This window comes from Enterococcus sp. DIV1726a, assembly GCF_051710985.1.
In the GTDB taxonomy this organism is placed as follows: Bacteria; Bacillota; Bacilli; order Lactobacillales; family Enterococcaceae; genus Enterococcus_B; species Enterococcus_B hirae.
Map to the genome: position 1 here is coordinate 1,734,231 of NZ_JBIOLS010000001.1, position 26,325 is coordinate 1,760,555.

Below are 26,325 nucleotides of genomic sequence, written 5' to 3' on the forward strand. Positions count from 1 at the left end.
GCAGCCTTTGATTAAAACGAGTCGCAGCTTTTAAGGAATAAATGATCCTAGTCTTCCCCAAAACAAAAAACTGAGGATCATATACGAATCTCGAAAAGAGTCTGAAGTATAAATCTAACTCTTAATAAACGGTGTCCAAGAAGCCACTTCTTAAAAATAAGAGAGAATTTTTCAAAATAAGAAAAGCTATTTTAAAAGATTCTCTCTTATTCGTTTGGAGTTGACCGCTTCTTTCACAACCTGTTCGAGACACGTACAAATTGCTCATTTTTTTCTCATGTATTCTGTACAGTAAAATTATGGTACTGTGCGTTTGTCATTTTAAACTACTTGCATTGTGTAGTTTGAACTTTTTTTCTAAAAAATTGGATGATGGTGTAACTGCGGTATCTCTTCTTTATAAAAAGCTAAAACTAAAAAACTACTAAAAAAGAGCTATAACCCCACTTCTTAAGGTTTATAGCTCTTTTTGTTTTAATCTTTATTTAAATTACGAAGCAACTCATCAATGTGGTTACCATACCCCACTGACTCATCTAATTCAAAAGTTAATTCAGGCGTTTTATAGATGCTTAAGTTGTGTCCTAATTCACGGCGAATCAGTCCACTTGCTTTTGCTAGGCCTTCCTGTGCTTTTTTCTTATCTGAAGCTAAGTCAGATAAAATACTATAATAGATGGTTGCTTGTTGTAGATCTCCCGTAACGTGGACATCAGTGATTGTCACGTTTTCTACACGAGGATCACGAACTTTTTTGCGTAAAATATCATTTACTTCTTTTAAAATTTCTTGACCGACTCGGCGGTCTCGATAGTTTGCCATATTGAGCGGCCTCCTAAAATTAATTTGTTTTGATTTCTTCCATAATGAAGCCTTCGATGACGTCATCGACTTTGATGTCATTGAATTTTTCGATCATTGCACCACATTCATAACCCATTTTAACTTCTTTTACATCGTCTTTGAAACGTTTCAAGCTAGCTAGTTGTCCTTCGTAAATGACGATACCATCACGGATCACGCGAACGCCACTATCACGTCGAATGTATCCTTCTGTGACATAAGCCCCAGCGATCGTTCCAACTTTTGATACTTTGAATGTTTCTCGAACGATCATTTGACCAGTGATTTTTTCTTCAAACTCTGGATCTAGCATCCCTTTCATCGCTGTTTCGATTTCTTCGATTGCTTTATAAATGATTCGGTGTAAACGAATGTCCACTTCTTCATTATCCGCTTGAATTTTAGCTTGTGGTGTAGGACGAACATTGAACCCAATGATGATCGCATTACTTGCTGCTGCAAGGGTTACATCACTTTCATTGATGGCACCAACTGCAGAATGGACGATTTTCACACGTACGCCTTCTACATCGATCTTTTGCAATGAAGCAGCCAATGCTTCTGCAGAACCTTGTACATCAGCTTTAATGATAACATTTACTTCTTTTAATTCGCCTTCTTTTAAGCTTTCAAACAAGTTGTCCAATGTTACCCGACTAGTGATCGCACGATGTTCTAACAACGCACGTTTGGCACGTTCTTCACCGGCTGCACGAGCAGTTTTTTCATCTTCAAAGACAACAAAGCGGTCACCTGCTTGTGGCACATCGTTTAACCCAGTGATCTCAACTGGTGTTGCTGGTCCAGCAGATTTTTCACGACGACCTAAGTCGTTGACCATCACACGCACACGTCCATAGGTATTTCCTACTACAATTGGGTCTCCTACGTTTAAAGTCCCTTGTTGAACAAGTAATGTTGTAACAGGTCCTTTTCCTTTGTCTAGACGTGCTTCAATTACTGTACCAATTGCTCGTTGTTTAGGATCTGCTTTTAGATCCTCTACTTCCGCAACCAGCAAGATCATTTCTAGCAATTCGTCAATATTTTGACCAAATTTAGCAGAGATTTCAACGAAAATCGTTTCTCCACCCCAAGCTTCTGGAATCAATTCATATTCACTTAATTCTTGCATCACGTGTTGAGGATTTGCCCCTGGTTTATCAATCTTATTAACAGCAACGATAATTGGTACGCCAGCTGCTTTCGCATGGTTGATTGCTTCGACTGTTTGTGGCATAACACCGTCATCTGCTGCTACAACTAAGATCGTGATATCAGTGATACTTGCTCCTCGCGCACGCATACTTGTAAATGCAGCATGCCCAGGTGTGTCTAAGAATGTGATTGGTTTGCCATCGATATCGATTTGGTAGGCACCGATATGTTGTGTAATCCCACCAGCTTCGCCACTTGTTACTCGTGAATGACGTAATGTATCAAGTAATGTTGTTTTCCCGTGGTCGACGTGTCCCATGATTGTTACAACTGGTGGACGAGAAACCAATGTATCAGGATTTAATTCTTCTGGTTCAAAGAATTTGTCGATATCTGCGATATCTACTTGGATTTTTTCTTGTGGTTCCATCCCATAATCTGTTGCTAAGAGTTCAATCGTATCTTTATCTAGTGCTTGGTTTTGGTTGACCATTACGCCAAGCATAAATAATTTTTTGATGATCTCTGCTGGTTCACGATGGATTTTCTTTGCAATATCCGCAACGTTCATGCCTTCAGTATACTCTAATACTTCTGGTAACTCACGGAATTTACGTGGTGGTACAGCAGGTTTATTGGAAGTTTGTTGTTTTCCTTTTTTCCCTTTTTTGTTAAAACGATTGCGGTTGTTATTGTTAAATTTACCACGATTATTATTGTTGTTACGGTTTTGGTTACCACCTTGGTTTGATCCTTGGCGATTTTGGTTTCCGCCTTGTGTTGATCCTTGGCGGTTTTGATTGCCACTTTGTGTTGCTCCTTGACGGTTTTGGTTATTTCCGCCTCCATTATTACTTCGGTTTTGGTTTGTTGATTGGTTTTTTCCTTGATTCACTTGACCGCTCCCTTGACCGCGATCTTGATAGTTGCGGTTATTTTTTTGTTGTTTCGTTTTTGTTTCTTGTTTCTTTTGTTCATTCGGCTGGTTTGTGGCTGGCTTTTGGCTGGCTTGCTGTGCTGGTTTTTCATTCGTCTGTGGTTTTTTGAACGCTTGTTGCAACTTCTTTTCATCACCAGTTGTGATTGCTCCCATGTGATTCTTCACATTAATCCCAAGTTGCTGCGCCTTTTCCACAACGTCTTTACTAGGCTGATTTAATTCTTTTGCTAGTTCATAAATTCGTTTGTTGCTCATGCAATCACCTTCCTAACCTTCAATTAGCTCCTTGGTTTTCTTCGCAAAACCGTTATCTACGATTCCAAATACTTTGCGAGGCTTCCCAATCATCTGCGTGATTTCAGCTTCGGAAAATAGTTCAAAGCAAGGAACTTCATAATATGAACTCTTATCTTTCACTTTTTTCTTCGTATTCTCACTCGCATCATTTGCTACAAACACGATCTTTGCTTTCTGTTTACGAATGTCTGCAATGGTCAACTCCTCGCCGGTAATCAACTTACCAGCGCGCATCGCTAACCCAATGAGATTCATGGCTTTTTGCCGATTTCCTTCATTCATTTACCGAATAGCTCTTTTCGTGCTTTTTGATGGGTTACATAATCGAGTAACTCTTGGTAGAATTCATCTGTCAAAGTCGTTTCTAACGCCCGATCAAGAATCTTCTTATCCCAAGCTTGTTGTACTTCAGCTGGCTCAAGTGAGACATACGCACCACGGCCTGGCATTTTCCCAGTGGGATCAATCGATACTTCCCCTTCTTTGGAACGGGTAATTCGAATCATCTCTTTTTTGGGTTTCATTTCACCTGAAACCACAGATTTGCGTAAAGGAATCTTCCTTTGTTTCATCTCTTCGCCTCCTAAGCTAATTGTTAAGCATCTTGATCCGTATTTTCAACTGTTTCATCGTTGAAAGCAATCGTTTCATATTCATCATCTGTATAATCAGATTGAACGATCGCTTCATCATGAGCGACTTCTTCAGAAGCTACTTCTTGATCTTGCGCTTGTTTTTCATAATATTCAGCCATATCTGATTCTGACTTGATATCGATTTTGTGATTTGTTAGTTTGGCAGCCAAACGTGCATTTTGTCCACGTTTACCAATCGCTAAGGATAATTGGTAATCTGGAACGACAACGGTACAAGCTTTAGGATTTTCTTCATCAAAAATCACATCGATCACTTGCGCTGGATTCAGAGCATTCGTGATAAATACCGCTGGATCTTCGTTCCACTCAACGATATCCATGTTTTCACCCTTTAATTCATTCACGATCGCTTGCACACGCTGGCCTTTTGGTCCAACACAAGTTCCAACTGCATCAATATTTTCATCATTTGAACGAACGGCTACTTTTGAGCGATCGCCCGCTTCTCTAGCAATGCTTACGATTTCAACGATCCCATCGTAAACTTCTGGCACTTCTTGTTCGAATAAACGGCGTAATAGATCTGGATGGCTACGGCTAACGAAGACTTGTGGACCTTTTGACGTATTTTCTACACGAGAAACGTACACTTTGATACGATCATGCGGTTGATAAAATTCATTAGGCATTTGATCTTGTTTCGATAAAACAGCTTCGATCTTTCCAAGATTTACATAGATATATCGTTTATCTTGACGTTCAACGATACCTTGCATAATGTCTTTTTCATAAGCGCTGAACTCATTGTAAATGATGGTTCTTTCTGCTTCTCTGACACGTTGTAAAATAACTTGTTTTGCTGTTTGTGCAGCAATTCGTCCAAAGTCTTTTGGTGTCACTTCAAAACGGATGGTATCACCAATCTCATATGCCGGATTAATCAAAAGCGCATCTTTTAATGATACTTCTAATTGTGAATCCATTACTTCTTCAGTAACTTCTTTCACAGCATAGACGTGAATTTTCCCTTTCTTTTGATCAAATTCAACTTCAACATTTTGAGCTTGACCATAATGGCGTTTGTATGCAGAAACTAAAGCAGCTTCTAAAGCGTCGATCACGATTTCTTTTGAAATCCCTTTTTCAGCTTCTAATGCATCTAATGCGTTTAGCATTTCTTTACTCATTTTTCTGTTTCCTCTCCGTGATTAAAATTGGATCGCTAAGCGAGCTTTGGCAATATTTTTTCGGTCAAGAATTAATTCTTTTTCCCGTGTTTTTATGCGTATTTTCAATATCAGCTGTTCAGCATCAACTGATTGGAGAAATCCTTCATATTGTTTTTCTCCATCAACTGGTTGATAAAGAGAAACATGAATATATTCTCCAAGCGCTTTTTCGTAATCTTTCTCTTTTTTTAATGGGCGTTCTGCCCCTGGAGATGATACCTCTAGAAAATAAGCTTGTGGGATAGGATCTGGATCTGCTGCATCAAGTTTTTCGCTAAGTTTTTCGCTAACCCATGCACATTCTTCGATATCGATTCCGCCATCTTTGTCAATGAATACTCGTAAGAACCAACTTTTGCCTTCCTTCACAAATTCTACTTCGACAAGTTCAAAATTTTGTTCCTCTAAAATCGGAGTCACCATTGCTGTGACTGTTTCAACGACGCTACTCAAAAAGTTCGCCTCCTTAAAATTGCTTCCGTAATTCCATTAAAAAGAGTGAGCGAAAATTCCGCTCACTCACAGTTAGTATCATTACCTATAAATAACTATACCATATTTCATTTAAAATGACAAGCTTCCACGCTAACCCTTGATTAGAACATATCAAACAAGGAAAGTTGGTTTTCATCTGGAAGGTCTTTCAATACCCCGTTGTCGTTCATATACTCAATCAACGTTTTAGAAACTTTTCCTCGTGTAGCAAGATCTTCTTTTGATAAGAATGGTCCATCTTTTCGTGCTTCAACGATTTGTTTTGCAACGTTTGTTCCTAAACTTGGGACAGCTCTAAATGGTGCGATCAATGTGTCTCCTTCGATCACGAAGTTCACGGCATCTGATTTATATAGATCGATCATGCCAAAATGGAAGCCTCTTTCCAACATTTCATTCGCTAATTCAAGGACGGTCAACTGATTTTTCTCTTTGACTGAGGCATCCAAACCTTTATCTGTGATTTCTTTCATCGCTTGTTTTACCGCATCTTTCCCTTTACACATAGCCACAAGATTAAAATCATCCGCTCGAACTGAGAAATAGGCACAATAGTATAAAATAGGGAAATAGACTTTAAAATAAGCAACTCGTAAGGCCATCAAAACGTAAGCCGCTGCATGGGCTTTTGGGAACATATATTTGATTTTAGAACAAGAATCAATGTACCAATCTGGAACATTGTTTTCTTTCATGGCGGATAGATAGGTTTCTCTTAATTCATCAGGGATCTTGTTCCATAGCCCTTTACGAACGGTTTCCATAATCTTAAAAGCCATCCCACTATCTAATCCAGCATGGATCAAGTAAACCATGATATCATCCCGACAACCAATTACTTCAGCCAAAGTTGCATCCCCGCGTTTGATCAATTCTTCTGCATTGCCTAACCACACATCGGTCCCATGTGATAATCCAGAAATCTGTAAGAGTTCAGCAAAAGTCGTTGGATGTGTTTCTTCCAACATTCCCCGAACAAAGCGTGTCCCAAACTCTGGGATACCTAGTGTCCCTGTTTTAGAATAAATCTGTTCACTGGTAACGTTCAAGACATCTGGACCGGCAAAAATCCTCATTACTTCTGGATCGTCAGTTGGGATCGTTTGTGGATCGATTCCCGATAAATCCTGCAACATACGGATTACTGTCGGATCATCATGTCCCAGAATATCAAGCTTCAGTACATTATCATGGATAGAATGGAAATCAAAATGCGTTGTTTTCCATTCTGAATTTTGATCATCTGCTGGATATTGGATCGGTGTAAAATCATATACGTCCATGTAATCGGGAATAACGATGATCCCCCCTGGATGTTGTCCAGTCGTTCGCTTCACGCCAGTCGCACCTTTGGCTAATCGATCAACTTCAGCACTGCGAAATTGTAAATTATGATCTCGCTCATAACCTTTAACAAAGCCATAAGCTGTTTTATCGGCAACTGTACCGATTGTTCCTGCTCGATAAACATATTCTTCCCCAAACAAAACTTTCGTATAGTTGTGCGCTTCTGCTTGGTAATCACCTGAAAAGTTCAAATCGATATCTGGTACTTTGTCTCCATGGAACCCTAAGAACGTTTCAAAAGGAATATCATGGCCATCTTTATTTAATCGTGCCCCACATTTCGGACATTTTTTTTCAGGCATATCAAACCCCGAACCGTAAGTACCATCTTCAAAGAATTCTGAATACTGGCAATCAGGACAATAATAGTGAGGGGCTAATGGATTTACTTCAGTGATCCCAGTCATTGTCGCAACAAAACTAGAACCAACTGATCCACGTGAACCAACTAAATAACCATCTTCGTTACTTTTATGCACCAGTTTTTGCGCAATCAAATAGATCACAGAAAACCCATTCCCGTTGATCGAATTCAATTCTTTTTCTAATCGTTTTTCAATGATTTCTGGTAATGGATCACCGTACAACTGTTTAGCTCTGGTATAACTCAAATCAGAAATCTCTTCTTCAGATCCAGGAATTTTTGGCGTATACAAATCATCTTTCACCGGAATGACCTCTTCACAAAGGTCAGCAATCTTATTCGTATTGTCCACGACGATTTCTTTCGCTAGGTCTTTTCCTAAAAAGTTAAAAGCAGTCAACATCTCATCTGTTGTTCTAAAATGCACATCAGGCAAACTATGTCGGTTCAACGGATTAGCCCCACCCATTGAATTAATCAAAATCTTCCGATAGATTGCATCTTCTTCATTAAGGTAATGAACATTCCCAGTAGCAACGACGATTTTGTCCAATGACTTTCCGATTTCAACTAGATTTTTGATGATTTCTTCTAAATCATGTTCATTTTTGACTAGTTCTTGCTCAAGCAATGGTGCATAGACCGCTTTTGGCATCACTTCAATATAATCATAAAATTTTGCTCGATTTCTAGCTTCTTCAATTCCTTTTTGCATCATTGCTTCGAAAATCTCACCTTTATCACAAGCAGAGCCAATGAAAAGATTCTCACGTAATTTCTTCAGTTGTGAACGAGGAATACGTGGGACACGTTCAAAATATTCCACATTCGACATCGAGATTAATTTGAATAAATCTTTTAATCCAGCTTGATTTTTCGCTAAGATCGTCACATGAAATGGCCTTGCTCGTTTATACGAATCGCCTTCTCCCACATGAGCATTGAGTTGATCATGGTAGAGCATCTCATGGTTTTCCATTGCTTCTTTAACGAAAATCCATGCTAAATGACCTGTCGCTTCAGCATCGTAAATCGCTCGGTGATGCTGTTCAAGACTGACACCAAATTTTTTAGATAACACACCTAGACCAAATCGTTTAAATTGAGGATACAGATATCTGGCTAATTCCAGCGTATCGATGACTGGATTCGTCGCCTCTGGAATTCCATATTTTGCATAACTTGTATTCAAGAATCCCATATCAAACGCGGCATTATGGGCGACCAGAATCGAATCTTTTGAAAACTCGAGAAACAGACGTAGGACTTCTTCTTCTGATTTAGATCCTCGTACCATTTCATCTGTGATCCCAGTTAGATCAATCGTTGTGCGGGAAAGTGGGTGTCCGGGATCAATAAATTCATCAAAGCTTTCAATGACATTCCCTTTATACATCTTGACCGCAGCTAATTCGATGATCGTATCATAAACAGCAGATAGTCCAGTGGTTTCCACGTCAAATACGACATATGTTCCTTCATTCAAAGAAACATGTTCATCATTGTAAGCAATCGGCACACCATCATCTACAACATTGGCTTCAACCCCATAAAGAATTTTTACGCCTGCTTTTTTACCGGCACTATGCGCTTCAGGAAATGCTTGTGCCCCTCCATGATCCGTGATCGCAATCGCTTTGTGTCCCCATTTTCCAGCTTGAGCCACAAGGTCAGAGATACTATTGGTTGCATCCATCGTACTCATATTACTATGAACATGTAATTCCACTCGTTTCTCATCGTCAGGAGCATAGTCTTTACGAGGTGCATGCTTCACCTCAATGATATCTTGTGCATTCATCACCAGGTCTCGCACAAATGTATCTTCTTGGATACTTCCTCTAACTTTTAACCAGCTTCCTACGCTGATTGCATCAAAGATTTGTTCATCTTTTTCATTATTTGAAAATTTCTTAACAATAAAAGAAGAAGTATAATCGGTGATTTTTAACGTTAGGATCTTACGTTTTGAACGTAGCTCACGCACTTCTTTATCAAATACATAGCCTTCCAAGGTCACACGACGTTCTTCTTCAACGATATTGATCATTGGTATTGTCGGTTCATCTGCTGGAATATTACGACCTAACTGGATCGGTCCATCTAGTACAGGAAGTTGCTCTTTTCTTTCTTTTTTCTTTTGTTCATGGACAATCAAACTTTCCGCAGCTTGCTTCATGAACGCTTCTGCTTGTTCTTGCTTCCGCTCTTCAAACAGTTTTAGCACACGTTCTGCTTGTTCTTCATCAATTTCAGGTTCGATACGAAATTTAGGGAACCCGTAGCTGACAAACAGCGTTTCAACTAAAGGTAGATATTGTTGCTTTAAATAATTAATCGCGCCATTACTATCGACTGGCAAGACAATTTTCTTTTCCTTCAATATAGGGACTTGTGTTTTTAAAACTTGTTGAGCCAACGGCGTATCGCATTGTTGGCTTTCTAAAGCTTGTGCCCAATAATCTTGTAATAATTTTTCATCAAACTGCTGATCATCAGCTTTGATAGTTAATCTGATCTGTGCAATATCTTTAAATGCCAGTGTCAAATTTTGGAGCAATGATCGATAAAGCATGATCGGTAAAATTTGAGTAAAGTGTAGGGTAAACTCCCACAATCTTGATTTGCGGTGAACCACTACACGCTCCATTTCGCCAGCAGAGATTAGTGGATGATTTTTTTCCACTTCTTCTAGTTGGATTTGTTCCAACAATTTTTCAAATAACTCTCGTTTTTCTGACAAAACCATACGCCCTTTCTGACGAGGACAAATCAATGCTATTTCATTTGAACCTCTTCTTCTTTCAGTACTATTTAGTATACCCGTTTTTACATGGATTTACATTAAAAAAACGACAAAGAATTTTCTTTCTCGTTCTAAATCGTTGATTACTTAGCTAAATGAATCCTCACAACGTAAGCTGATTGGTACTCCTTGCTCTTGCAACGTAGTAACATGCAGTTCGCCCCAATCACATAACGCATCTAACACACTACTTAATGTTTGACCATATTCACTTAAGGAATAAACAACTTTTGGTGGAACCTGATGATATGAGGTTCGTACAACAATACCGTCTGCTTCTAATTCACGCAATTGTTGAGTCAACATCTTTTGGCTAAGATTAGGAATTTTTCGTTTTAAGTCGCTGGGACGAAGCTGACTGTGACGCAAGTTGCATAAAATAATCGGTTTCCATTTCCCACCGATAACATCCATCGTGGCTTCTACACCAATATTATACGTTTTTTCAATCATATTTCCCTCCTAAAATCCTTTTACTATCCAATAGTTACTTTTTAGACACTATAGCACAATAAAGTAGGTACTATCTATTAGAGCCTATCTAGTATACATTATATCTATTGAAAATTAAAGGAGGAGTATAGATGATCCATTCATTGAATGATCGAATCATGTTAAATAACCAAATAGAAATTCCAGGGATAGGACTTGGTGTCTTTCAAATCCCTGATACCCAAACTGCTGAAGTAGTCAAAGAAGGCATTGTAAAGGGCTATCGGTTGATTGATACTGCTCAAATATATGATAATGAAATTGGTACAGGAATCGGAATCAAAGAAGGGCTGAAAGCTGCTGGAATTTCTCGAGAAGAACTATTCGTAACCTCCAAAGTCTGGAACGATCATTTAACCTATGACGAAACGATCCAAGCTTTTGAAACCAGTTTAGCACGTCTAGGACTAGACTATCTAGATCTTTATTTAATCCATTGGCCTGGCGAAGATGCATTTTTAGAGTCATGGCGTGCTTTGGAAAAATTATATCAAGCGGGGAAAATCAAAGCGATTGGTGTTAGCAATTTTCAAATCACTCATTTAGATAAATTATTGACACATGCGAATGTCATTCCCGTTCTCAACCAAGTGGAACTACATCCAAAGTTATCTCAAATTGAACTACGCAATTTCTGCGCAAAACATGCAATAAAGATCCAAGCGTGGTCCCCTTTGATGCAAGGGAAACTATTGAATCACCCAACTATAGTAGAGATTGCTGAAGCGCATCATATTACTCCAGCCCAAGTAATCTTACGTTGGGATGTCCAGCAAGACATCTTATTAGTGGTCAAGTCAGTTAAGCCCGAACGAATGAAAAGTAATGCTGACATTTTTGATTTCGTTCTTTCTGAAGATGAAATGACGGTTTTGAATGCACTGAACGAGCATTTTCGGGTAGGACCAAATCCTGATACATTCGATTTTAAATAAAGGAGGAAGATGTAAGATGGAACTAGGTTTATCTCATAAGGTTGCGTTAGTCACTGGCTCAACAAAAGGCATCGGAAAGGCCATTGCGATCGAATTGGCAAAAGAAGGTGCAGATGTCATCATCAACGGTCGTCACGCACCGCTTGTTGATCAAGTGGTCACTGAATTAAAAGAAAAATTCCCCCAAACTAACCCTCAGCGTGCGCCATTTGATTTAGCAGATCCAGAAGCACGGCAAGAACTGTTTACGCAATTTCCTACAGTAGATATTTTGATCAATAATATGGGGATTTTTGAACCGATGGATTATTTAGCTATCACAGATGATATTTGGGAACATTTTTTCCAAGTCAATGTTCTTGCTGGAAATGCATTAGCCAAAAATTATTTACCTAAAATGTTGAAGCAAGATTTTGGTCGTATCCTTTTTATTGCGAGTGAAGAAGCAGTGATGCCTTCAGGTGAAATGGCTCAATACAGTATGACCAAAACGATGAATCTTTCTTTAGCAAAAAGTTTATCCAAATTGACTGTTGGCTCTCAAGTGACCGTCAACACGATCATGCCTGGCTCCACCTTGACAGAGGGCGTTCAAGAAATGTTAACAACAATGTACGCAGACAGCCAATTACCTGAATCTGAATGGGAACAAGATTTTATGAAAAATCATCGTCCACTCTCACAGATCCAACGCTTGATCCGACCAGAAGAAATCGGGCGTTTTGTTGCCTTTGTTTCTAGCCCCTATGCAACTTCTTTTTCTGGCGCTGCCTTGCGACTTGATGGAGGATTGGTGCCAACGATTTATTAAGAACGATTTTGTAACACAAATCAATTTCTTCTTACTAAAGAGCCAGTATGATTTTTCATTCGAACAAATGTGAGAAACAAAAAACGAAGGATACCGAGCCAAAACTTGTCTCAGTCTCATTAGAAAAAAGACAAGCCCAACTATTCGTTAGGCTTGTCTTTTATTTCAAGCAAGAATTTTCTTTCTTGACTGTATTTTATTGATTTAAAAGAATGGGTAACGTATTTGCTAGCTCTTCTTTGCGAACTTCAACCATTTCCCCAGTTTTCTTAATTTTGACTTCAACGATACCATCCACCGCTTTTTTACCTACTGTAATTCTAATTGGACAGCCAATTAAGTCAGAATCTGCAAATTTCACACCTGCACGCTCATTACGATCGTCAACGAGTACTTGATAACCAGCAGCCAACATCGTTTGTTCAACTTCTTCGGTTAAGTTCGTTTGGTTTTCGTCTTTTAGATTCATTTGAACAACATGTAAATCAAAAGGCGCGATTCCTTTAGGCCAGTTAATGCCATTTTCATCTGAATTTTGTTCAACGATTGCTGAAAGCAGACGACTTACACCAATTCCGTAACAACCCATAATGACAAATTTTTCACGTCCATTTTCATCTAATACGGTTGCGCCCATTGATTCACTATAGCGTGTGCCTAATTTAAAGATATGTCCGATTTCGATTCCACGTGTAAATGCCAATACACCATTATTATCAGGTGATGGATCTCCTTCTTGAACAAAGCGAAGGTCTTCATATGAGATCACTTCAAAATCTCGTTCTGGGTTGACATTCACATAATGGAACCCAGTTTCATTCGCTCCAGTAATAGCGTTCGCTAAGTCTTGGACATGACGATCAGCGTAGACTTTTACTTCTTCTGCTACACCGATTGGACCAACAGAGCCGAAATCTGCTCCTAGGTATTTTTGAGCATCTTCTTCTGTTGCTTCTTCTAAGAAATCAACCGCTAAAAAGTTTTTCAGTTTCACATCATTGACATCGTGGTCCCCACGTACTAATACCAATACTGGGTTTTCGTCTGCCATAAATAAAACAGATTTAATGATTTTTTGTGGTTCAGTTTCAAAGAAGTTCGCTACTTCTTCAATCGTTTTTACATCTGGTGTCGCAATTTTTTCTAATTCAAGTTGTATTTCATGTGATTTTTTAGGGACATAATAACTTGTCGCCATTTCTAAGTTAGCGGCATAATCGCTTTCTGTTGAGTAACAGATCGTATCTTCACCGATTTCTGAGATCGCCATGAATTCTTTTGAATCTTTACCACCCATTGCACCACCATCACCAATGATTGCTCGGAAATCTAACCCACAACGTTTGAAAATCTCAGTATATGCTTTTTCATAATCTTTATACGCTTCATCTAAACTTTCTTCTGATGAATGGAAAGAGTAAGCATCTTTCATAATAAATTCTCTGCCACGTAATAACCCAAACCGTGGACGTTTTTCATCACGATATTTTGTCTGGATTTGGTAAAGGTTCAACGGCAATTTTTTATAGGAATTGACTTCATTGCGAATCAATTCAGTAAATGTTTCTTCATGAGTTGGACCTAAGATCATTTTGCGATCATTACGATCATTGAGACGATATAAATTTGGGCCGTAAGTTTCATAACGACCAGATTCTTCCCACAATTCCGCAGGTAAGAGAGCTGGCATCAACATTTCGACAGCGCCAATCTTTTCAAATTCTTCACGCATGATCGTTTTTAATTTTTCCAATACACGATTAGCAAGAGGCAAATAAGAATAAATACCAGCTGAAACTTGGCGAATATACCCTGCTCTTAATAAAATTTGATGACTTAGTACTTCTGCATCATTTGGAACTTCTCGTAATGTTGGAATCAACATTTTTGATTGTCTCATTCTATATACTCCTTCATTTCTCATATAATCATTTATCGTTTGTAATTATACCCTATTTATAAACTTTTTCTAGAAAAAGAATCGTTGGATATCATTCCATGTGACTAATACCATTAAAAGCATCAATAAACCGAAGCCTGCTAATGTGATAAAGCCTTCTTTTTCTTGGCTGATTGGTTTTCCACGAATCCCTTCCACGACGTTCAAGACAAGCTTTCCTCCGTCAAGCGCTGGAATTGGTAATAAGTTAACGATTCCCAAATTCATCGAAAGAATGGCCATCAAGCTAATGACCGTTAATATTCCTTGATCTGCAGCTTCTGAAGATAATTGGAACATCATTACAGGACCGCCCAATTTATTTAAACTAAAGTTTGTAAATAATGAGCCTAGTGCTTTAAAAATTTCTAATGAACTACTGAAAGCTTGTTGTGTTCCTCCAATGATTTTGTCAAAAAATCCCGTTTTCATTGGTGCTTTGATTCCTAATTGCCCATATTTTTTTCCATTCGATTCTACCACGCCTGGTGTTACTGAAAGGGTTTGTTTCTGTCCATTGCGCTCGACTTCAACATTGAGTTTTTTCCCAGGATTCTCGGTGATCGTAGCCGTTAGATCTCCCCAAGAATGAATGGCATTACCATTGATCTCCAAGATTTTATCATTTTCTTTTAAACCAGCAGTTTGTGCTGCACCATTAGGTAAGACTTCGCCAATTTGGTTCGTGTTAGTGACTTGAACTCCGCCATGCATAAAAGCAAGCAGAATAAATAACAAAATAGCTAACAAGAAATTATTCATTGGTCCTGCGAAATTCGTCAACATCCGTTGCCATAATTTGGCTGATTGGAACTGCACGTCTTTTGGAGCGATTCGAAGTTCTGTGCCATCGGCTTCAATGATCGAAGCATCATGCGCGACAGAATAAGTCACTTCTTGTTCTTCCTCGCCATTGACATAGCCAGTAATCGTTAATTCTTCTTCAAGATCATAACGAATCAATTCCATCGGGATACTATTTGTAAGCTGTACTTTTTTACTTAAATTGATTTTCTCTACGATACCATCAGAATTTAATAAAAGAGATAACGGCATTCCCGGAGCCATCTCTGTTTCATCGTCCCCGTTTCCTGCCATCCTCACATAACCTCCGATTGGCAATAAACGTAGTGTATAGGTAGTTCCGTCCTTAGCTTGATGCCCATAAATTTTGGGTCCCATACCAATTGCAAACTCTCGAACGAGAATTCCTGATCGTTTCGCAAAGAAGAAGTGTCCAAATTCATGAACAATGACCAAAATGCCAAAAACAATAATAAATGTAATAATTGTTTTCATTTTACATTCTCCTTTACTTTTTTTTAGGTTAAATAAAACATCTTAATTTTACCATATTAATAGCTATTCACCAATAGCCCTAGTTTTTTTAAAGAAAAGAGGTGGCGCTGGAAATAATCAATTTTTAGAAATAAGCCGAATAATCCAAAACTATTTTTCTTCTGGATTATTCGGCTTATTTTCTGAACGAACAACTTCTAAGACACCACGTATTCTTTTTTGAGTAAGATGTGAACATAAAGCTCGCATATTGATTTGAAAAAAGATAATGCTTCATTCCCATACCCATATTTAGTTAACAACTCATTGGCATACTATTAAACTATTGTTATTTATAAATGAGTAGACGATTAGGCAAATGCTCATTCAAGTCTTTGATGATCACTAAATCAATCCAAATAAATGCATGATTGGAAAGACAAAAAGCAAACTATCAAAACGATCTAGTATCCCGCCATGCCCTGGTAAGATATTCCCAGAATCTTTGACATCGTAGTGACGTTTGATCGAAGATTCAACGAGATCACCAAATTGTCCCACGATCGATAAGAGCATCGTTACAAGGAGCATGAAGAACAGCCCATGTCCAAATAATTCTTTGGCTGGATAGAACAAGAAGTACAACAAAGCAACGACTAATGCACTAGCAATACCACCTAATGCTCCTTCGATTGTTTTATTTGGTGAAACATCTGGACTTAACTTATGTTTTCCGTATTGTCTTCCAACCATATAAGCACCGATATCAGTTGCCCAAACGACAAATAATCCAAAGAGCAAGACTGCCAAACCTTCTGTTCTTGCATTGACGAAATTTTGAAATCCAATACCTACATATAAACTAGTAATTACCGGGAACCCCGCTTCATCAATCGTATAGGTATTCTTTGAAATAACTGATGTCCCTAACAAGATCATGACGATCAAGTAAAAGAGCATAAACGTGCTTGTCTTCTCCGGTAAAAAGAAAAACCAACGTTCTTTTGGTAGAACTAAAATGACTGCTCCAATCGCTGATAATATTCCTTCAAAACTTAACAACGTCAAGCCCTTCATACGGAATAACTCATAGACACCGACGACTGCTAACAAAGCTGCTACAAATTCGATTGTGATTCCACCGATCCATATAATTGGTATAAATAGGACCAGGGCAATAGCAGCTGTGATCACTCGTTGCTTCATGACTGATCTCCTTCTTTCTCTGTTTTCTTCACGCCACCGAAACGACGGTCTCTGTTTTGAAATGCTGCGATTGCTTCTTCTAGATGCGCCCCATCAAAATCAGGCCACAAAGCTTTTGTGAAATACAATTCGCTGTATGCAAGTTGCCAAAGCAAGAAGTTACTAATTCTTTCTTCCCCACTTGTTCGAATAACCAATTCAGGATCCCGCCATTCGGTTGGCAAAAAACCAGTCATGAGATGATCTGCAATCAGTTCTTCATCAATAGCTTCAATCGCAGTTTCTTCATTTTTGACTTCTTCAGCAATTTTTTTGACTGCTGTCACAATCTCTGCTCTGCTTCCATAATTCAAAGCAAAGTTAAGGATCATTCCAGTATTATCTTTTGTTTGCTCAATTGCTCGACGAACAGCATCTTGTGTATGTTCAGGTAATACTTCTTCATAGCCCATGACACGAACCTGAACGTTTTCTTTGACCAATTCTGGAACAAATGTATCAAAAAAATCTACTGGAAGTTGCATCAAAAAACGGACTTCATCTTTTGGTCGTTTCCAATTTTCTGTTGAAAAAGCATAGAGGGTTAAAACTTTCACACCTAAACGAGAAGCTTGTTTGGTTACTTTTTTAACTGTCTCCATCCCTTCTTTATGTCCAGCAACTCGAGGTAAACGTCGATTTTGGGCCCAACGACCATTTCCGTCCATGATGATTGCGATATGCTGAGGAATGGGACCTTCAGCCGCAAAATGAAAATCACTTTTTTCTTGAATATACTTGTTTTTTTGCGGAAAAAAACGTAACATTCTTTTTCCTCCTATACTTAAAAGTTACCACTATCTTTAGTATTATATCAATTTATCACGTGATTTCCTATGCTGGATTACTTTTTTTAGTTATTTCTACGACTTTTTTCTTATTTTTTAACTTTTGCTATAAAAAAAGCCTAGGACAAGAAATCGTCCAAGGCTTTTTAGTAGGTGTAAAAATACATAAACGGCATTGATAAAAGACTGATTCTACCAAGCTTTATGATTAAACTTCCAGTAATTCTTGTTCTTTGTCACTAGCGATTTTATCTACTTCTTTGATGCTTTCATCGGTTAGTTTTTGTACTTCTTTTTCTAATCCACGTAAATCATCTTCTGTGATATCGCCATTTTTTTGTTGTTTTTTGTATTCATCAATTGCATCACGACGAATGTTACGAACAGCGATTTTCGCATTTTCTGCTTCTTTTTTTACATCTTTTGCTAATTCTTTACGACGTTCTTCAGTTAATTGAGGAATAATTAAACGAATGACATTCCCATCATTGGTTGGACTGATTCCAATATCACTTGCCATAATTGCTTTTTCAACATCTTGTAAAATGCTCTTATCAAATGGAGTGATCATTAAAACACGTGCTTCCGGAATTTGGATTGAAGCCATTTGGTTCAAAGGTGTTGGTGCACCATAATAATTAACTGTGATTCGATCAAGTAAACTTGCATTGGCACGTCCTGCACGAATTTGTCCAAGCTCACGTTGTAAATTTTGTGCTGCTTTTTGCATCTTTTCTTTTGCTTCTGTCATAATTGCATCTGCCATTTTTTATTTCCCCCTTACAGTTGTTCCGATATTTTCGCCTAAGATTGCACGACGGATATTTCCATGTTCATTTAAATTAAAGACAAGCAATGGGATGTCATTGTCCATGCTTAGTGAGCTAGCGGTAGAGTCCATTACCTGCAACCCTTTTGCAATCACTTCTAAATGAGTCAATTCTTCAAATTTCACAGCATTTGAATCTAATTTTGGATCAGCTGAATAAACACCATCAACATTGTTTTTAGCCATTAAAATAACATCAGCGCCAATCTCAGCTGCGCGTAATGCTGCAGTGGTGTCTGTTGAAAAGTATGGATTCCCAGTTCCACCTGCAAAAATCACGATTCGGCCTTTTTCTAAATGACGTTCTGCTTTTCTGCGAATATATGGTTCAGCAATTTGTCGCATTTCGATTGATGTTTGGACACGTGTTGGCACACCAACATTTTCCAAAGTATCTTGCAACGCTAAAGCATTCATTACAGTTGCCAGCATCCCCATGTAATCAGCTTGAGCACGTTCCATTCCCATCTGAGCACCGATTTGTCCGCGCCAAATATTGCCGCCGCCTACCACGATAGCCATTTCAACGCCTAATTCGTGTACTTCTTTGATTTCTTGGATGATTTCTTTAATAACAGGCGGTTTAATTCCAAAGCCTTCATTCCCAGCTAAAGCTTCTCCACTTAATTTTAAGACAACACGCTGATATTTCGGTGTGACCATGTTCATTCCTCCAATATTTTCTATTGCTATTTTACCATATTCAGGTAATTTAGCCACTAAAAGTCTAACTATTTGTACCTATGCCTAAAAAAAAGAGCTGTGACATACGTCGCTGCTCCTTTTTAATTCCAAATAAGCATACTATCTAATGTTGATCCAACATTTAAAAAGTGACTCGCAAAATGAATCAACATTAGATAACATATACTCAATTTTCAGAATTATTTTTTCACTTGGTTCATAACTTCTTCAACAAAGTTGTCTTCGCGTTTTTCGATTCCTTCGCCAACTTCAAAGCGTACAAAAGTTTTCACTGTAGCACCTTTAGAAGCAACATATTTTTCAACAGTCATATCAGGATCTTTAACGAATGGTTGGTCAACCAAAGCGATTTCTGCTTTAAATTTCTTCAAGCGTCCTTCTACCATTTTTTCAACGATATTAGCAGGCTTACCTTCGTTTAAAGCTTGTTCTGTAAGAACAGTTTTTTCATGTTCTAATTCAGCTTCAGGAATTTGAGTTTCGTTTACATAGCGAGGATTGATTGCAGCTACGTGCATAGCAACGTCTCTTGCTACAGATTCATCAGTTGTTCCATCTAAAACAGTCAATACAGCGATACGTCCGCCCATGTGTAAGTAACCACCGAAAGCAGCGTTATCTTCTTTTTCAACTACTTCAAAACGACGGAAGCTGATTTTTTCTCCGATTACTTGTGTTGCTTCGATCAAGTCAGATTCGATCGTACCTTTTTCTGTTTTGATCTTCATTGCAGCTTCCATGTCTGCAGGTTTGTTTTCTGCAACAAGTTCAGCGATTTCTTTCACTAGATCTTGGAACATTTCGTTTTTAGAAACAAAGTCTGTTTCTGAGTTAACTTCAACGATTGCTGCAGTATTTCCTTTGATTGCTACTGAAGCTAATCCTTCAGCTGCAATACGATCATTTTTCTTAGCTGCTTTAGCCATTCCTTTTTCACGTAAAAGATCTACTGCTTTTTCCATATCGCCTTCTACTTCAACTAATGCTTTTTTCGCATCCATCATACCTACGCCTGTCATTTCGCGTAGTTCTTTTACCATTTTAGCTGTTACGTCTGCCATTATTGTATCCTCCTATAGTTTCTTTTTAAAAAAAGCTGTTTCAAAGGAGAGTGAGGCTTGTCGCCTAGCCTTTGAAACAGCTCCATCATTTAAAAATTATTCTGCTGAAGTGTTGTCGCCTTCTACAACGTCAACGATTTCTTCGATTGAAGTAGCATTGTTTTCTACTACAAAGTCTTCTTCAACTACTTGGTCTTCCCCTTGGTTACCTTCGATAAATGCATCAGCCATTTTTGAAGTAATCAATTTAACGGCACGAATTGCATCGTCATTTGAAGGGATAACTACGTCGATTTCGTCTGGGTCGCAGTTTGTATCAACCATAGCTACGATTGGGATATTTAATTTATGCGCTTCTTGAACAGCAATGCGCTCTTTACGTGGGTCAACGATGTACATTACATCTGGAATTCTTGGCATATCAGCGATACCACCCAAGAATTTTTCAAGACGTTCACGTTGTTTGTTCAAACCAGCAACTTCTTTTTTAGGTAGAACTTCAAAAGTTCCATCTTCTTCCATTGCATTGATTTGTTTCAAACGGCTGATACGTTTTTGGATTGTATCCCAGTTAGTCAATGTTCCACCTAACCAACGATGGTTTACAAAGTATTGTCCAGCACGTGTTGCTTCATCTTTGATTGCTTCTTGTGCTTGTTTTTTCGTACCTACGAATAAAGCCACGCCGCCTTCTTCTGCAACGCTCTTCATGTAGTCATAAGCTGCATCTACTAACTTAACAGTTTTTTGTAAGTCGATGATGTAGATTCCGTTTCTTTCTGTGAAGATATATTTCTTCATTTTTGGGTTCCAGCGACGAGTTTGGTGACCAAAATGTACGCCGGCTTCTAGTAATTGTTTCATTGAAATTACTGCCATTTTTGTTTCCTCCGATTTGGTTTTTATTTTTCCTCTCCCTGTCTTTTACCTCGCTGACAAACTTTTTCAAGCACCTATCAACGATCCAACAGGAATGTGGATTTATTGATACAAAAAGCATCTTCAAACATTATACAAGTAACCTACCTGTATAGCAATAGCTAAAGAGACATTCTTGCTCAACATTCAATATTTTACCTGACTTGCTAGTAAATATCAAGAGAAATCTCTAGTTGCCTCTGCATTTATTCTCATCTTTTATGCTTTACTCTCTCATTAACAAATGATCATAATTCCTAGAGTTATCTCATAAATCAGAATAATATTGGGCAACTCGATTTTTTTTTGATATGATACATGTGAAATCTTTCGTAAAGGAGAAAGAATATGCGTAAATCTGAGCGACATTTACTTATTAAACAAGTGATCGGGGAATTTACGATCCGTACACAAGAAGAACTCTTGGCCAAACTGGAGGATTATGGTGTGACAGCGACACAAGCTACGATTTCCAGAGATATTCGTGACTTAAAAATCGTAAAAGTACCAGATGAAAATGGCGTTTCCCATTTTGTTCTTTTTCAAGGAAAAAAAGGACTCGAAGCAAAAACAGATGATGAAAAACGGTTAGTCCAAATGATCGAAGACATCGTGTTAAAAGTGGAACGGGTCCATTTTCTGACGGTCGTCCATACCTTACCAGACAACGCACATCTTTTCGCTGCCGTTTTAGACGATATCAAACCACCTCATATCGTCAGTACGATTGCCGGGTTCGATACAACCATTATCATTTCCAAAGATGAAGAAGAAGCAAAATTGGTGGAAGCCTTCTTACATGCTCCCAAAGAAACAACACTTTTTTAAGCCAACTAAATTTAATCAACGCAGCATGAATCAATGAATGGATGATATCTGTCCCAATCACTTCTATATAAAATAAACCGCCCCTCACGAAAGCTACTATTGTAAGTAAGCCTTTCGTAAGGGACGGTTTATTTGTGTACGTTACTTTTCTTACATTTTATCTGGTGCGTGTAAGCCAAGCAAACGTAAATCTTCTTTTAACAAGACTGTTACAGCATAAACTAATGCTAAACGCGCTTCTTTTTGGTCATCTTCAACTAAAATTTTAGTATGTGCATAATATTTATTAAATGCTTGAGCTAACTTGATTGCATGTTTCGCAATAATAGAAGGTTCGTATTTTTCACCTGCTTGTAAAACAGTTTCTGGGTATTTTTGAATCAATTTTACAACTTCCCAGCTGTTTTCATCATTCAAGGCGTATTCTTGATCTGTCGATGGCGTAAAGTCGGCTTTTGCTAACAAGCTGACAGCACGAGCATGTGTATATTGTACATAAGGTCCTGTTTCACCTTCGAAACGGACAACTTCTTCTAAATTAAAGTCAAATGTATTTAGGCGATCGTTTTTTAAATCATGGAAGATAACTGCGCCAACACCGACTTGTTTAGCTACCACATCTTTATTTTCTAAATCAGGATTTTTCTCACTGATCTGTTCTTTAGCAGAGTCAATGGCTTCATTTAGCACTTCTTCAAGTAAAACAATTTTCCCTTTACGTGTTGATAGTTTTTTACCACCTTGAGTAATCAATCCGAATGGGATGTGATGCATATCATCTGACCAATCAAAGCCTAATTCTTTAAGAACAGCTTTCAATTGTTTGAAGTGATAACTTTGTTCGTTTCCGACAACATACAATGATTGTTTAAAATCATAGGTGCGTTTGCGGTAAAGAGCTGCTGCTAAATCACGAGTGATATAAAGTGTTGCACCATCTGATTTCTTGATCAACGCTGGGTTCAAATCATAAGCTGATAAGTCAACGATTTCAGCACCTTTATCTGCTTGCAATAAATGTTTTTCTTCTAAAAGTTCTACGATTTCATCCATTTTATCGTTATAGAAAGCTTCACCATTTAAAGAATCAAAACGAACTTCTAATAGATCGTAGATTTTATTGAACTCTTTCATAGATTCGTCGCGGAACCATTGCCATAATTCAATGGCTTCTTTGTCGCCTTCTTCCAAACGTTTAAACCATGAACGTGCTTCATCATTCAATTCTGGTTCTGTTTCAGCCACTTCATGGAATTGAACATACAGACGCAACAATTCATTGATTGGTTCAGAACGTACTGCTTCTTCTGAACCCCATTTTTTATAAGCCACAATCAGTTTCCCAAACTGTGTGCCCCAATCTCCTAAATGATTGATACGAATCGGGTTGTAGCCTAATTTTTCCATGATAAATCCGATGGAGTTCCCGATAACTGTAGAACGCAAATGCCCCATTGAAATCGGCTTTGCAATATTAGGAGAAGACATATCGATTGGTACGTTTCCGTTATTTCCGATGGAGCTGTCGCCATAATGTTCTTTTTCTTTCACGACAGAAGCCAAAACTTCTTTACTGATCATCGCTTTATTCATAAAGAAGTTTAAGTAAGGACCAACCACTTCGATTTTTTCAAAGTTTGTTGAATCGATTTTTTCTGCTAGGTCAGCTGCAATTTGTTGAGGGGCTTTTCGATAGATTTTCGCTAATGAAAAGGCAGGAAAGGCTACATCCCCATGGTCTGCAGATTTTGGATTTTCTAATAGTTTTTCTACTTGTTCCATTGTAAGATCGTCTTTGACAACGTCATAGATCGCTTTTGATACAATATCTTTGTTATTCATTTACATTCCTCCTATAAATACTTTTGTTTGCTGAAAACAAAAAAATCTCTAGTGATCATAGATAACTATGATCACTAGAGACGAGATATCCCGCGGTACCACTCCAGTTGTCCTATTTGCTAGGACCAGCTTCATCTGATATCGGTTGATAGCCGTCTGTCTTAGACAGAGTTCTCCAAGTGCGCTTCATTGTATCCTCTCGTTTGGCTTTCACCACACCCAAACTCGCTTTGATCAAGTAAATACAATTACTCTCTTGTTCAACAAACTATGAAATTATTATATTAATTGAATTATAGCAGAAAAAAAAACTGCTGGCTAGGGATTTCTTATAAAAAATGTCCAGAAGGTCTAAAGGAGAAGAAATACCAACTGGACACTTTTTAACATAGTTCATTTCCTAAGAAAAAGAATTCTTAGTTATCCGCTACGATGATCGTTCCTTCTTCAGATGCGAGAAGGTTCTCGATATTTTCTAAAGAAGTAATAATCGCTTTAGCTTTTGGTTTTGCCTCAACAAAGGCAATTGCCGCTTCGACTTTTGGCAGCATACTTCCTGGTGCAAATTGATTTTCATCAATGTATTGCTTCATTTCTGAAACTGAAACAGTTTCTAGTTTCTTTTGATCTGGTTTTTGATAATTTACATAAACATTATCTACTCCAGTTAAAACGATCAATAGATCTGCATCGATAATTTCCGCTAATTTTTCAGAAGCAAAATCTTTATCGATGACCGCTTCTCTACCTTCTAAACCAGTTGCCGTTTCCACAACAGGAATTCCACCACCACCAACAGAGACTGTAATCACGCCTTGTTCTACTAGCGTTTCAATCACTCGTGCTTCTTTAATTGAAATTGGTTTAGGAGAAGCCACTACTTTACGCCAGCCACGACCAGCATCTTCTTTAAAGGTTACTGTTGAATCAGCTTTCATTTGTTCATTGGCTTCTTCTTCGGTATAGAATGGTCCTACTGGTTTGCTTGGGTTTTTAAATGATGGATCGTTTTCATCAACGATGACTTGCGTAACAAGTGAAACCACATCTTTATCGATGCCTTTTTCTTTCAATACTTCACCCATTGCATTTTGTAACCAATACCCAATTGATCCTTCTGTCATTGCAACACAAGTATCTAAAGGCATCGCTGGTGTCTTTTCTGAGTCAGCTGCTTGTTGTTGGATCAGCAAATTCCCTACTTGTGGTCCATTCCCGTGAGAAATGATCAACTCATCCCCTTGTTCAATGAATTTTACTAAGTATTTTGCTGTTTCCATCAATGCCTCTTGTTGTGCTTTTGCACTTGCATCTGTTGATAAAATCGCATTACCACCTAATGCGACAACTACTTTACGATTTGCCATATTTGTCTTCCTTTCTCCAGAGAGTTCTGAATTTTCTCAATGACAAAACAAGCCAGCCCATGATGAGGTCCATTAAAGCTGACTCGTTTTGTTCTTGAGATGAATGTGATTAACCGTTACACACGAGGAATAAACAAGTTACCAAGTGTTGCTGCCATGATCGCTTTGATTGAGTGCATGCGGTTTTCTGCTTGGTCGAATTGACGTGCATATTTACTGCGGAAGACTTCATCAGTAACTTCCATCTCAGTAATGCCGAAGCGTTCTTTCATTTGTTCACCATAGATTGTGTTTGTATCATGGAACGCTGGTAAGCAATGTAAGAAAATCAAACGGTCAGTATTATGCGTTTTTTCGATCATTTCCATGTTGATTTGGTAAGGTTTCAACAATTTGATTCGTTCTTCAAATTTATCTTCTTCACCCATTGATACCCAAACATCTGAATAAAGTACGTCAGCACCGTCAACACCTTTGTCCACGTCATCAGTGATCATTAATTGTGCACCAGATTTAGCAGCAAATTCTTCTGCCATTTTGACGATTTCTTCTTCTGGTTGTAATTCTTTTGGTGCTACGATACGCATGTTTGCACCTAAAATAGCCCCAGTCACAAGTAAAGAGTTCGCCATGTTGTTACGTCCGTCACCACAATATGCCACTGTGATTCCTTCAACTGTTCCAAAGTTTTCTTGGATTGTTAAGAAATCTGCGATCATTTGTGTTGGATGCCATTCGTCTGTTAAACCATTCCATACTGGAACACCAGAAAATTCTGCTAGTTCTTCCACCATTTTTTGGCTAAAGCCGCGGAACTCAATTCCGTCAAACATTCGACCTAATACTTTAGCTGTATCTTCTGTTGATTCTTTTTTACCTAATTGGATATCATTGGCACCTAGATATTCAGGATGCGCACCTAAATCGATTGCTGCAGTTGTAAAAGCTGCACGTGTACGAGTAGACGTTTTTTCAAATAAAAGTGCAATGTTTTTACCTTCTAAGTAGTGATGTGGAATGCCACGTTTTTTCAAATCTTTTAAGTGCTCAGAAAAATCGATTAGATATTGTAATTCTTCTTTTGTAAAATCTTTTTCTGCTAATAAACTTCTTCCTTGAAATACTGACTCTTTCATAACTAAAATTCTCCTTTAGGTTGTTTGTTTTTGTTTTAAAGAGGAAATCTAGTGGCAGCTGACAGTTAGACTGCCA

22 protein-coding genes and 1 other annotated feature are annotated in these 26,325 nt (G+C 38.2%); of the genes, 3 read left to right on the forward strand and 19 right to left on the reverse strand.

Features of this window, described 5'->3' with window-relative positions:
* Positions 1 to 474: 474 nt before the first annotated feature.
* From rbfA to IGJ27_RS07715, 8 genes are all read right to left on the reverse strand, one after another.
* Positions 475 to 822 (reverse strand): 30S ribosome-binding factor RbfA, encoded by a 348-nt coding sequence (gene rbfA / locus IGJ27_RS07680; RefSeq protein ID WP_010718887.1) that lies wholly within the window; start codon positions 820 to 822, stop codon positions 475 to 477.
* A gap of 19 nt (positions 823 to 841) precedes the next feature.
* The gene (gene infB, locus IGJ27_RS07685) at positions 842 to 3,196 is read right to left on the reverse strand and encodes a translation initiation factor IF-2 (RefSeq protein WP_034698328.1); all 2,355 of its coding nucleotides are present in this window, start codon (positions 3,194 to 3,196) and stop codon (positions 842 to 844) included.
* A 12-nt stretch (positions 3,197 to 3,208) separates the two neighbouring features.
* Positions 3,209 to 3,520 carry a YlxQ-related RNA-binding protein gene (locus tag IGJ27_RS07690; RefSeq protein WP_010718885.1) on the reverse strand — a complete coding sequence of 104 codons (312 nt, stop codon included), beginning with the start codon at positions 3,518 to 3,520 and terminating at the stop codon, positions 3,209 to 3,211.
* Positions 3,517 to 3,810, reverse strand: a complete 294-nt coding sequence (gene rnpM / locus IGJ27_RS07695) for an RNase P modulator RnpM (protein WP_010718884.1) — start codon at positions 3,808 to 3,810, stop codon at positions 3,517 to 3,519. Before rnpM ends, IGJ27_RS07690 begins: the two co-directional genes overlap by 4 nt.
* Before the next feature lie 23 nt (positions 3,811 to 3,833).
* Positions 3,834 to 5,021, reverse strand: a complete 1,188-nt coding sequence (gene nusA / locus IGJ27_RS07700; RefSeq protein ID WP_010718883.1) for a transcription termination factor NusA — start codon at positions 5,019 to 5,021, stop codon at positions 3,834 to 3,836.
* A gap of 21 nt (positions 5,022 to 5,042) precedes the next feature.
* Positions 5,043 to 5,516 carry a ribosome maturation factor RimP gene (gene rimP / locus IGJ27_RS07705; protein WP_010718882.1) on the reverse strand — a complete coding sequence of 158 codons (474 nt, stop codon included), beginning with the start codon at positions 5,514 to 5,516 and terminating at the stop codon, positions 5,043 to 5,045.
* A 143-nt stretch (positions 5,517 to 5,659) separates the two neighbouring features.
* Positions 5,660 to 10,012 (reverse strand): PolC-type DNA polymerase III, encoded by a 4,353-nt coding sequence (locus IGJ27_RS07710; RefSeq protein WP_034698557.1) that lies wholly within the window; start codon positions 10,010 to 10,012, stop codon positions 5,660 to 5,662.
* A gap of 150 nt (positions 10,013 to 10,162) precedes the next feature.
* Positions 10,163 to 10,528 carry a winged helix-turn-helix transcriptional regulator gene (locus IGJ27_RS07715; protein WP_178305866.1) on the reverse strand — a complete coding sequence of 122 codons (366 nt, stop codon included), beginning with the start codon at positions 10,526 to 10,528 and terminating at the stop codon, positions 10,163 to 10,165.
* Between the two features lie 131 nt (positions 10,529 to 10,659).
* On the opposite strand from IGJ27_RS07715, the gene IGJ27_RS07720 reads away from it, so the two are divergent.
* Both IGJ27_RS07720 and IGJ27_RS07725 read left to right on the forward strand, forming a co-directional pair.
* Entirely contained in the window at positions 10,660 to 11,502 is an 843-nt protein-coding gene (locus tag IGJ27_RS07720; protein ID WP_178305865.1) for an aldo/keto reductase, read from the forward strand.
* Between the two features lie 16 nt (positions 11,503 to 11,518).
* The gene (locus tag IGJ27_RS07725; protein ID WP_053766742.1) at positions 11,519 to 12,313 is read left to right on the forward strand and encodes an SDR family NAD(P)-dependent oxidoreductase; all 795 of its coding nucleotides are present in this window, start codon (positions 11,519 to 11,521) and stop codon (positions 12,311 to 12,313) included.
* A 196-nt stretch (positions 12,314 to 12,509) separates the two neighbouring features.
* On the opposite strand, the gene IGJ27_RS07730 is transcribed toward IGJ27_RS07725, so the two are convergent.
* The 8 genes from IGJ27_RS07730 to rpsB all read right to left on the reverse strand — a co-directional run bounded on the left by IGJ27_RS07730 (position 12,510) and on the right by rpsB (position 21,037).
* Positions 12,510 to 14,213 (reverse strand): proline--tRNA ligase, encoded by a 1,704-nt coding sequence (locus IGJ27_RS07730; RefSeq protein ID WP_178305864.1) that lies wholly within the window; start codon positions 14,211 to 14,213, stop codon positions 12,510 to 12,512.
* 69 nt (positions 14,214 to 14,282) lie between these two features.
* Positions 14,283 to 15,551 (reverse strand): RIP metalloprotease RseP, encoded by a 1,269-nt coding sequence (gene rseP / locus IGJ27_RS07735; RefSeq protein ID WP_010718876.1) that lies wholly within the window; start codon positions 15,549 to 15,551, stop codon positions 14,283 to 14,285.
* Positions 15,552 to 15,935: 384 nt separating this feature from the next.
* Complete coding sequence (locus IGJ27_RS07740) at positions 15,936 to 16,736, reverse strand: phosphatidate cytidylyltransferase (RefSeq protein WP_010718875.1); 801 nt, start codon at positions 16,734 to 16,736, stop codon at positions 15,936 to 15,938.
* Positions 16,733 to 17,542 carry an isoprenyl transferase gene (locus tag IGJ27_RS07745; protein ID WP_178305863.1) on the reverse strand — a complete coding sequence of 270 codons (810 nt, stop codon included), beginning with the start codon at positions 17,540 to 17,542 and terminating at the stop codon, positions 16,733 to 16,735. Before IGJ27_RS07745 ends, IGJ27_RS07740 begins: the two co-directional genes overlap by 4 nt.
* Positions 17,543 to 17,771: 229 nt before the next feature.
* Positions 17,772 to 18,329 (reverse strand): ribosome recycling factor, encoded by a 558-nt coding sequence (frr, locus tag IGJ27_RS07750; protein WP_010718873.1) that lies wholly within the window; start codon positions 18,327 to 18,329, stop codon positions 17,772 to 17,774.
* Positions 18,330 to 18,332: 3 nt separating this feature from the next.
* The gene (gene pyrH, locus IGJ27_RS07755; protein WP_010718872.1) at positions 18,333 to 19,055 is read right to left on the reverse strand and encodes a UMP kinase; all 723 of its coding nucleotides are present in this window, start codon (positions 19,053 to 19,055) and stop codon (positions 18,333 to 18,335) included.
* Between the two features lie 221 nt (positions 19,056 to 19,276).
* The gene (gene tsf / locus IGJ27_RS07760; protein ID WP_010718871.1) at positions 19,277 to 20,158 is read right to left on the reverse strand and encodes a translation elongation factor Ts; all 882 of its coding nucleotides are present in this window, start codon (positions 20,156 to 20,158) and stop codon (positions 19,277 to 19,279) included.
* Positions 20,159 to 20,254: 96 nt separating this feature from the next.
* Positions 20,255 to 21,037: a 30S ribosomal protein S2 gene (gene rpsB / locus IGJ27_RS07765; RefSeq protein WP_010718870.1), complete on the reverse strand. Its 783-nt coding sequence runs from the start codon at positions 21,035 to 21,037 to the stop codon at positions 20,255 to 20,257.
* A gap of 387 nt (positions 21,038 to 21,424) precedes the next feature.
* On the opposite strand from rpsB, the gene IGJ27_RS07770 reads away from it, so the two are divergent.
* Positions 21,425 to 21,904: an arginine repressor gene (locus IGJ27_RS07770; RefSeq protein ID WP_010718869.1), complete on the forward strand. Its 480-nt coding sequence runs from the start codon at positions 21,425 to 21,427 to the stop codon at positions 21,902 to 21,904.
* Between the two features lie 150 nt (positions 21,905 to 22,054).
* On the opposite strand, the gene argS is transcribed toward IGJ27_RS07770, so the two are convergent.
* The 3 genes from argS to argF form a co-directional block, all read right to left on the reverse strand.
* Positions 22,055 to 23,746, reverse strand: a complete 1,692-nt coding sequence (gene argS, locus IGJ27_RS07775) for an arginine--tRNA ligase (protein ID WP_034698338.1) — start codon at positions 23,744 to 23,746, stop codon at positions 22,055 to 22,057.
* A 73-nt stretch (positions 23,747 to 23,819) separates the two neighbouring features.
* Positions 23,820 to 24,019 (reverse strand) — a binding site (T-box leader).
* A gap of 143 nt (positions 24,020 to 24,162) precedes the next feature.
* Positions 24,163 to 25,113: a carbamate kinase gene (gene arcC / locus IGJ27_RS07780; RefSeq protein ID WP_010718867.1), complete on the reverse strand. Its 951-nt coding sequence runs from the start codon at positions 25,111 to 25,113 to the stop codon at positions 24,163 to 24,165.
* 116 nt (positions 25,114 to 25,229) lie between these two features.
* Positions 25,230 to 26,249, reverse strand: a complete 1,020-nt coding sequence (gene argF, locus IGJ27_RS07785; protein ID WP_010718866.1) for an ornithine carbamoyltransferase — start codon at positions 26,247 to 26,249, stop codon at positions 25,230 to 25,232.
* Positions 26,250 to 26,325: the final 76 nt, after the last annotated feature.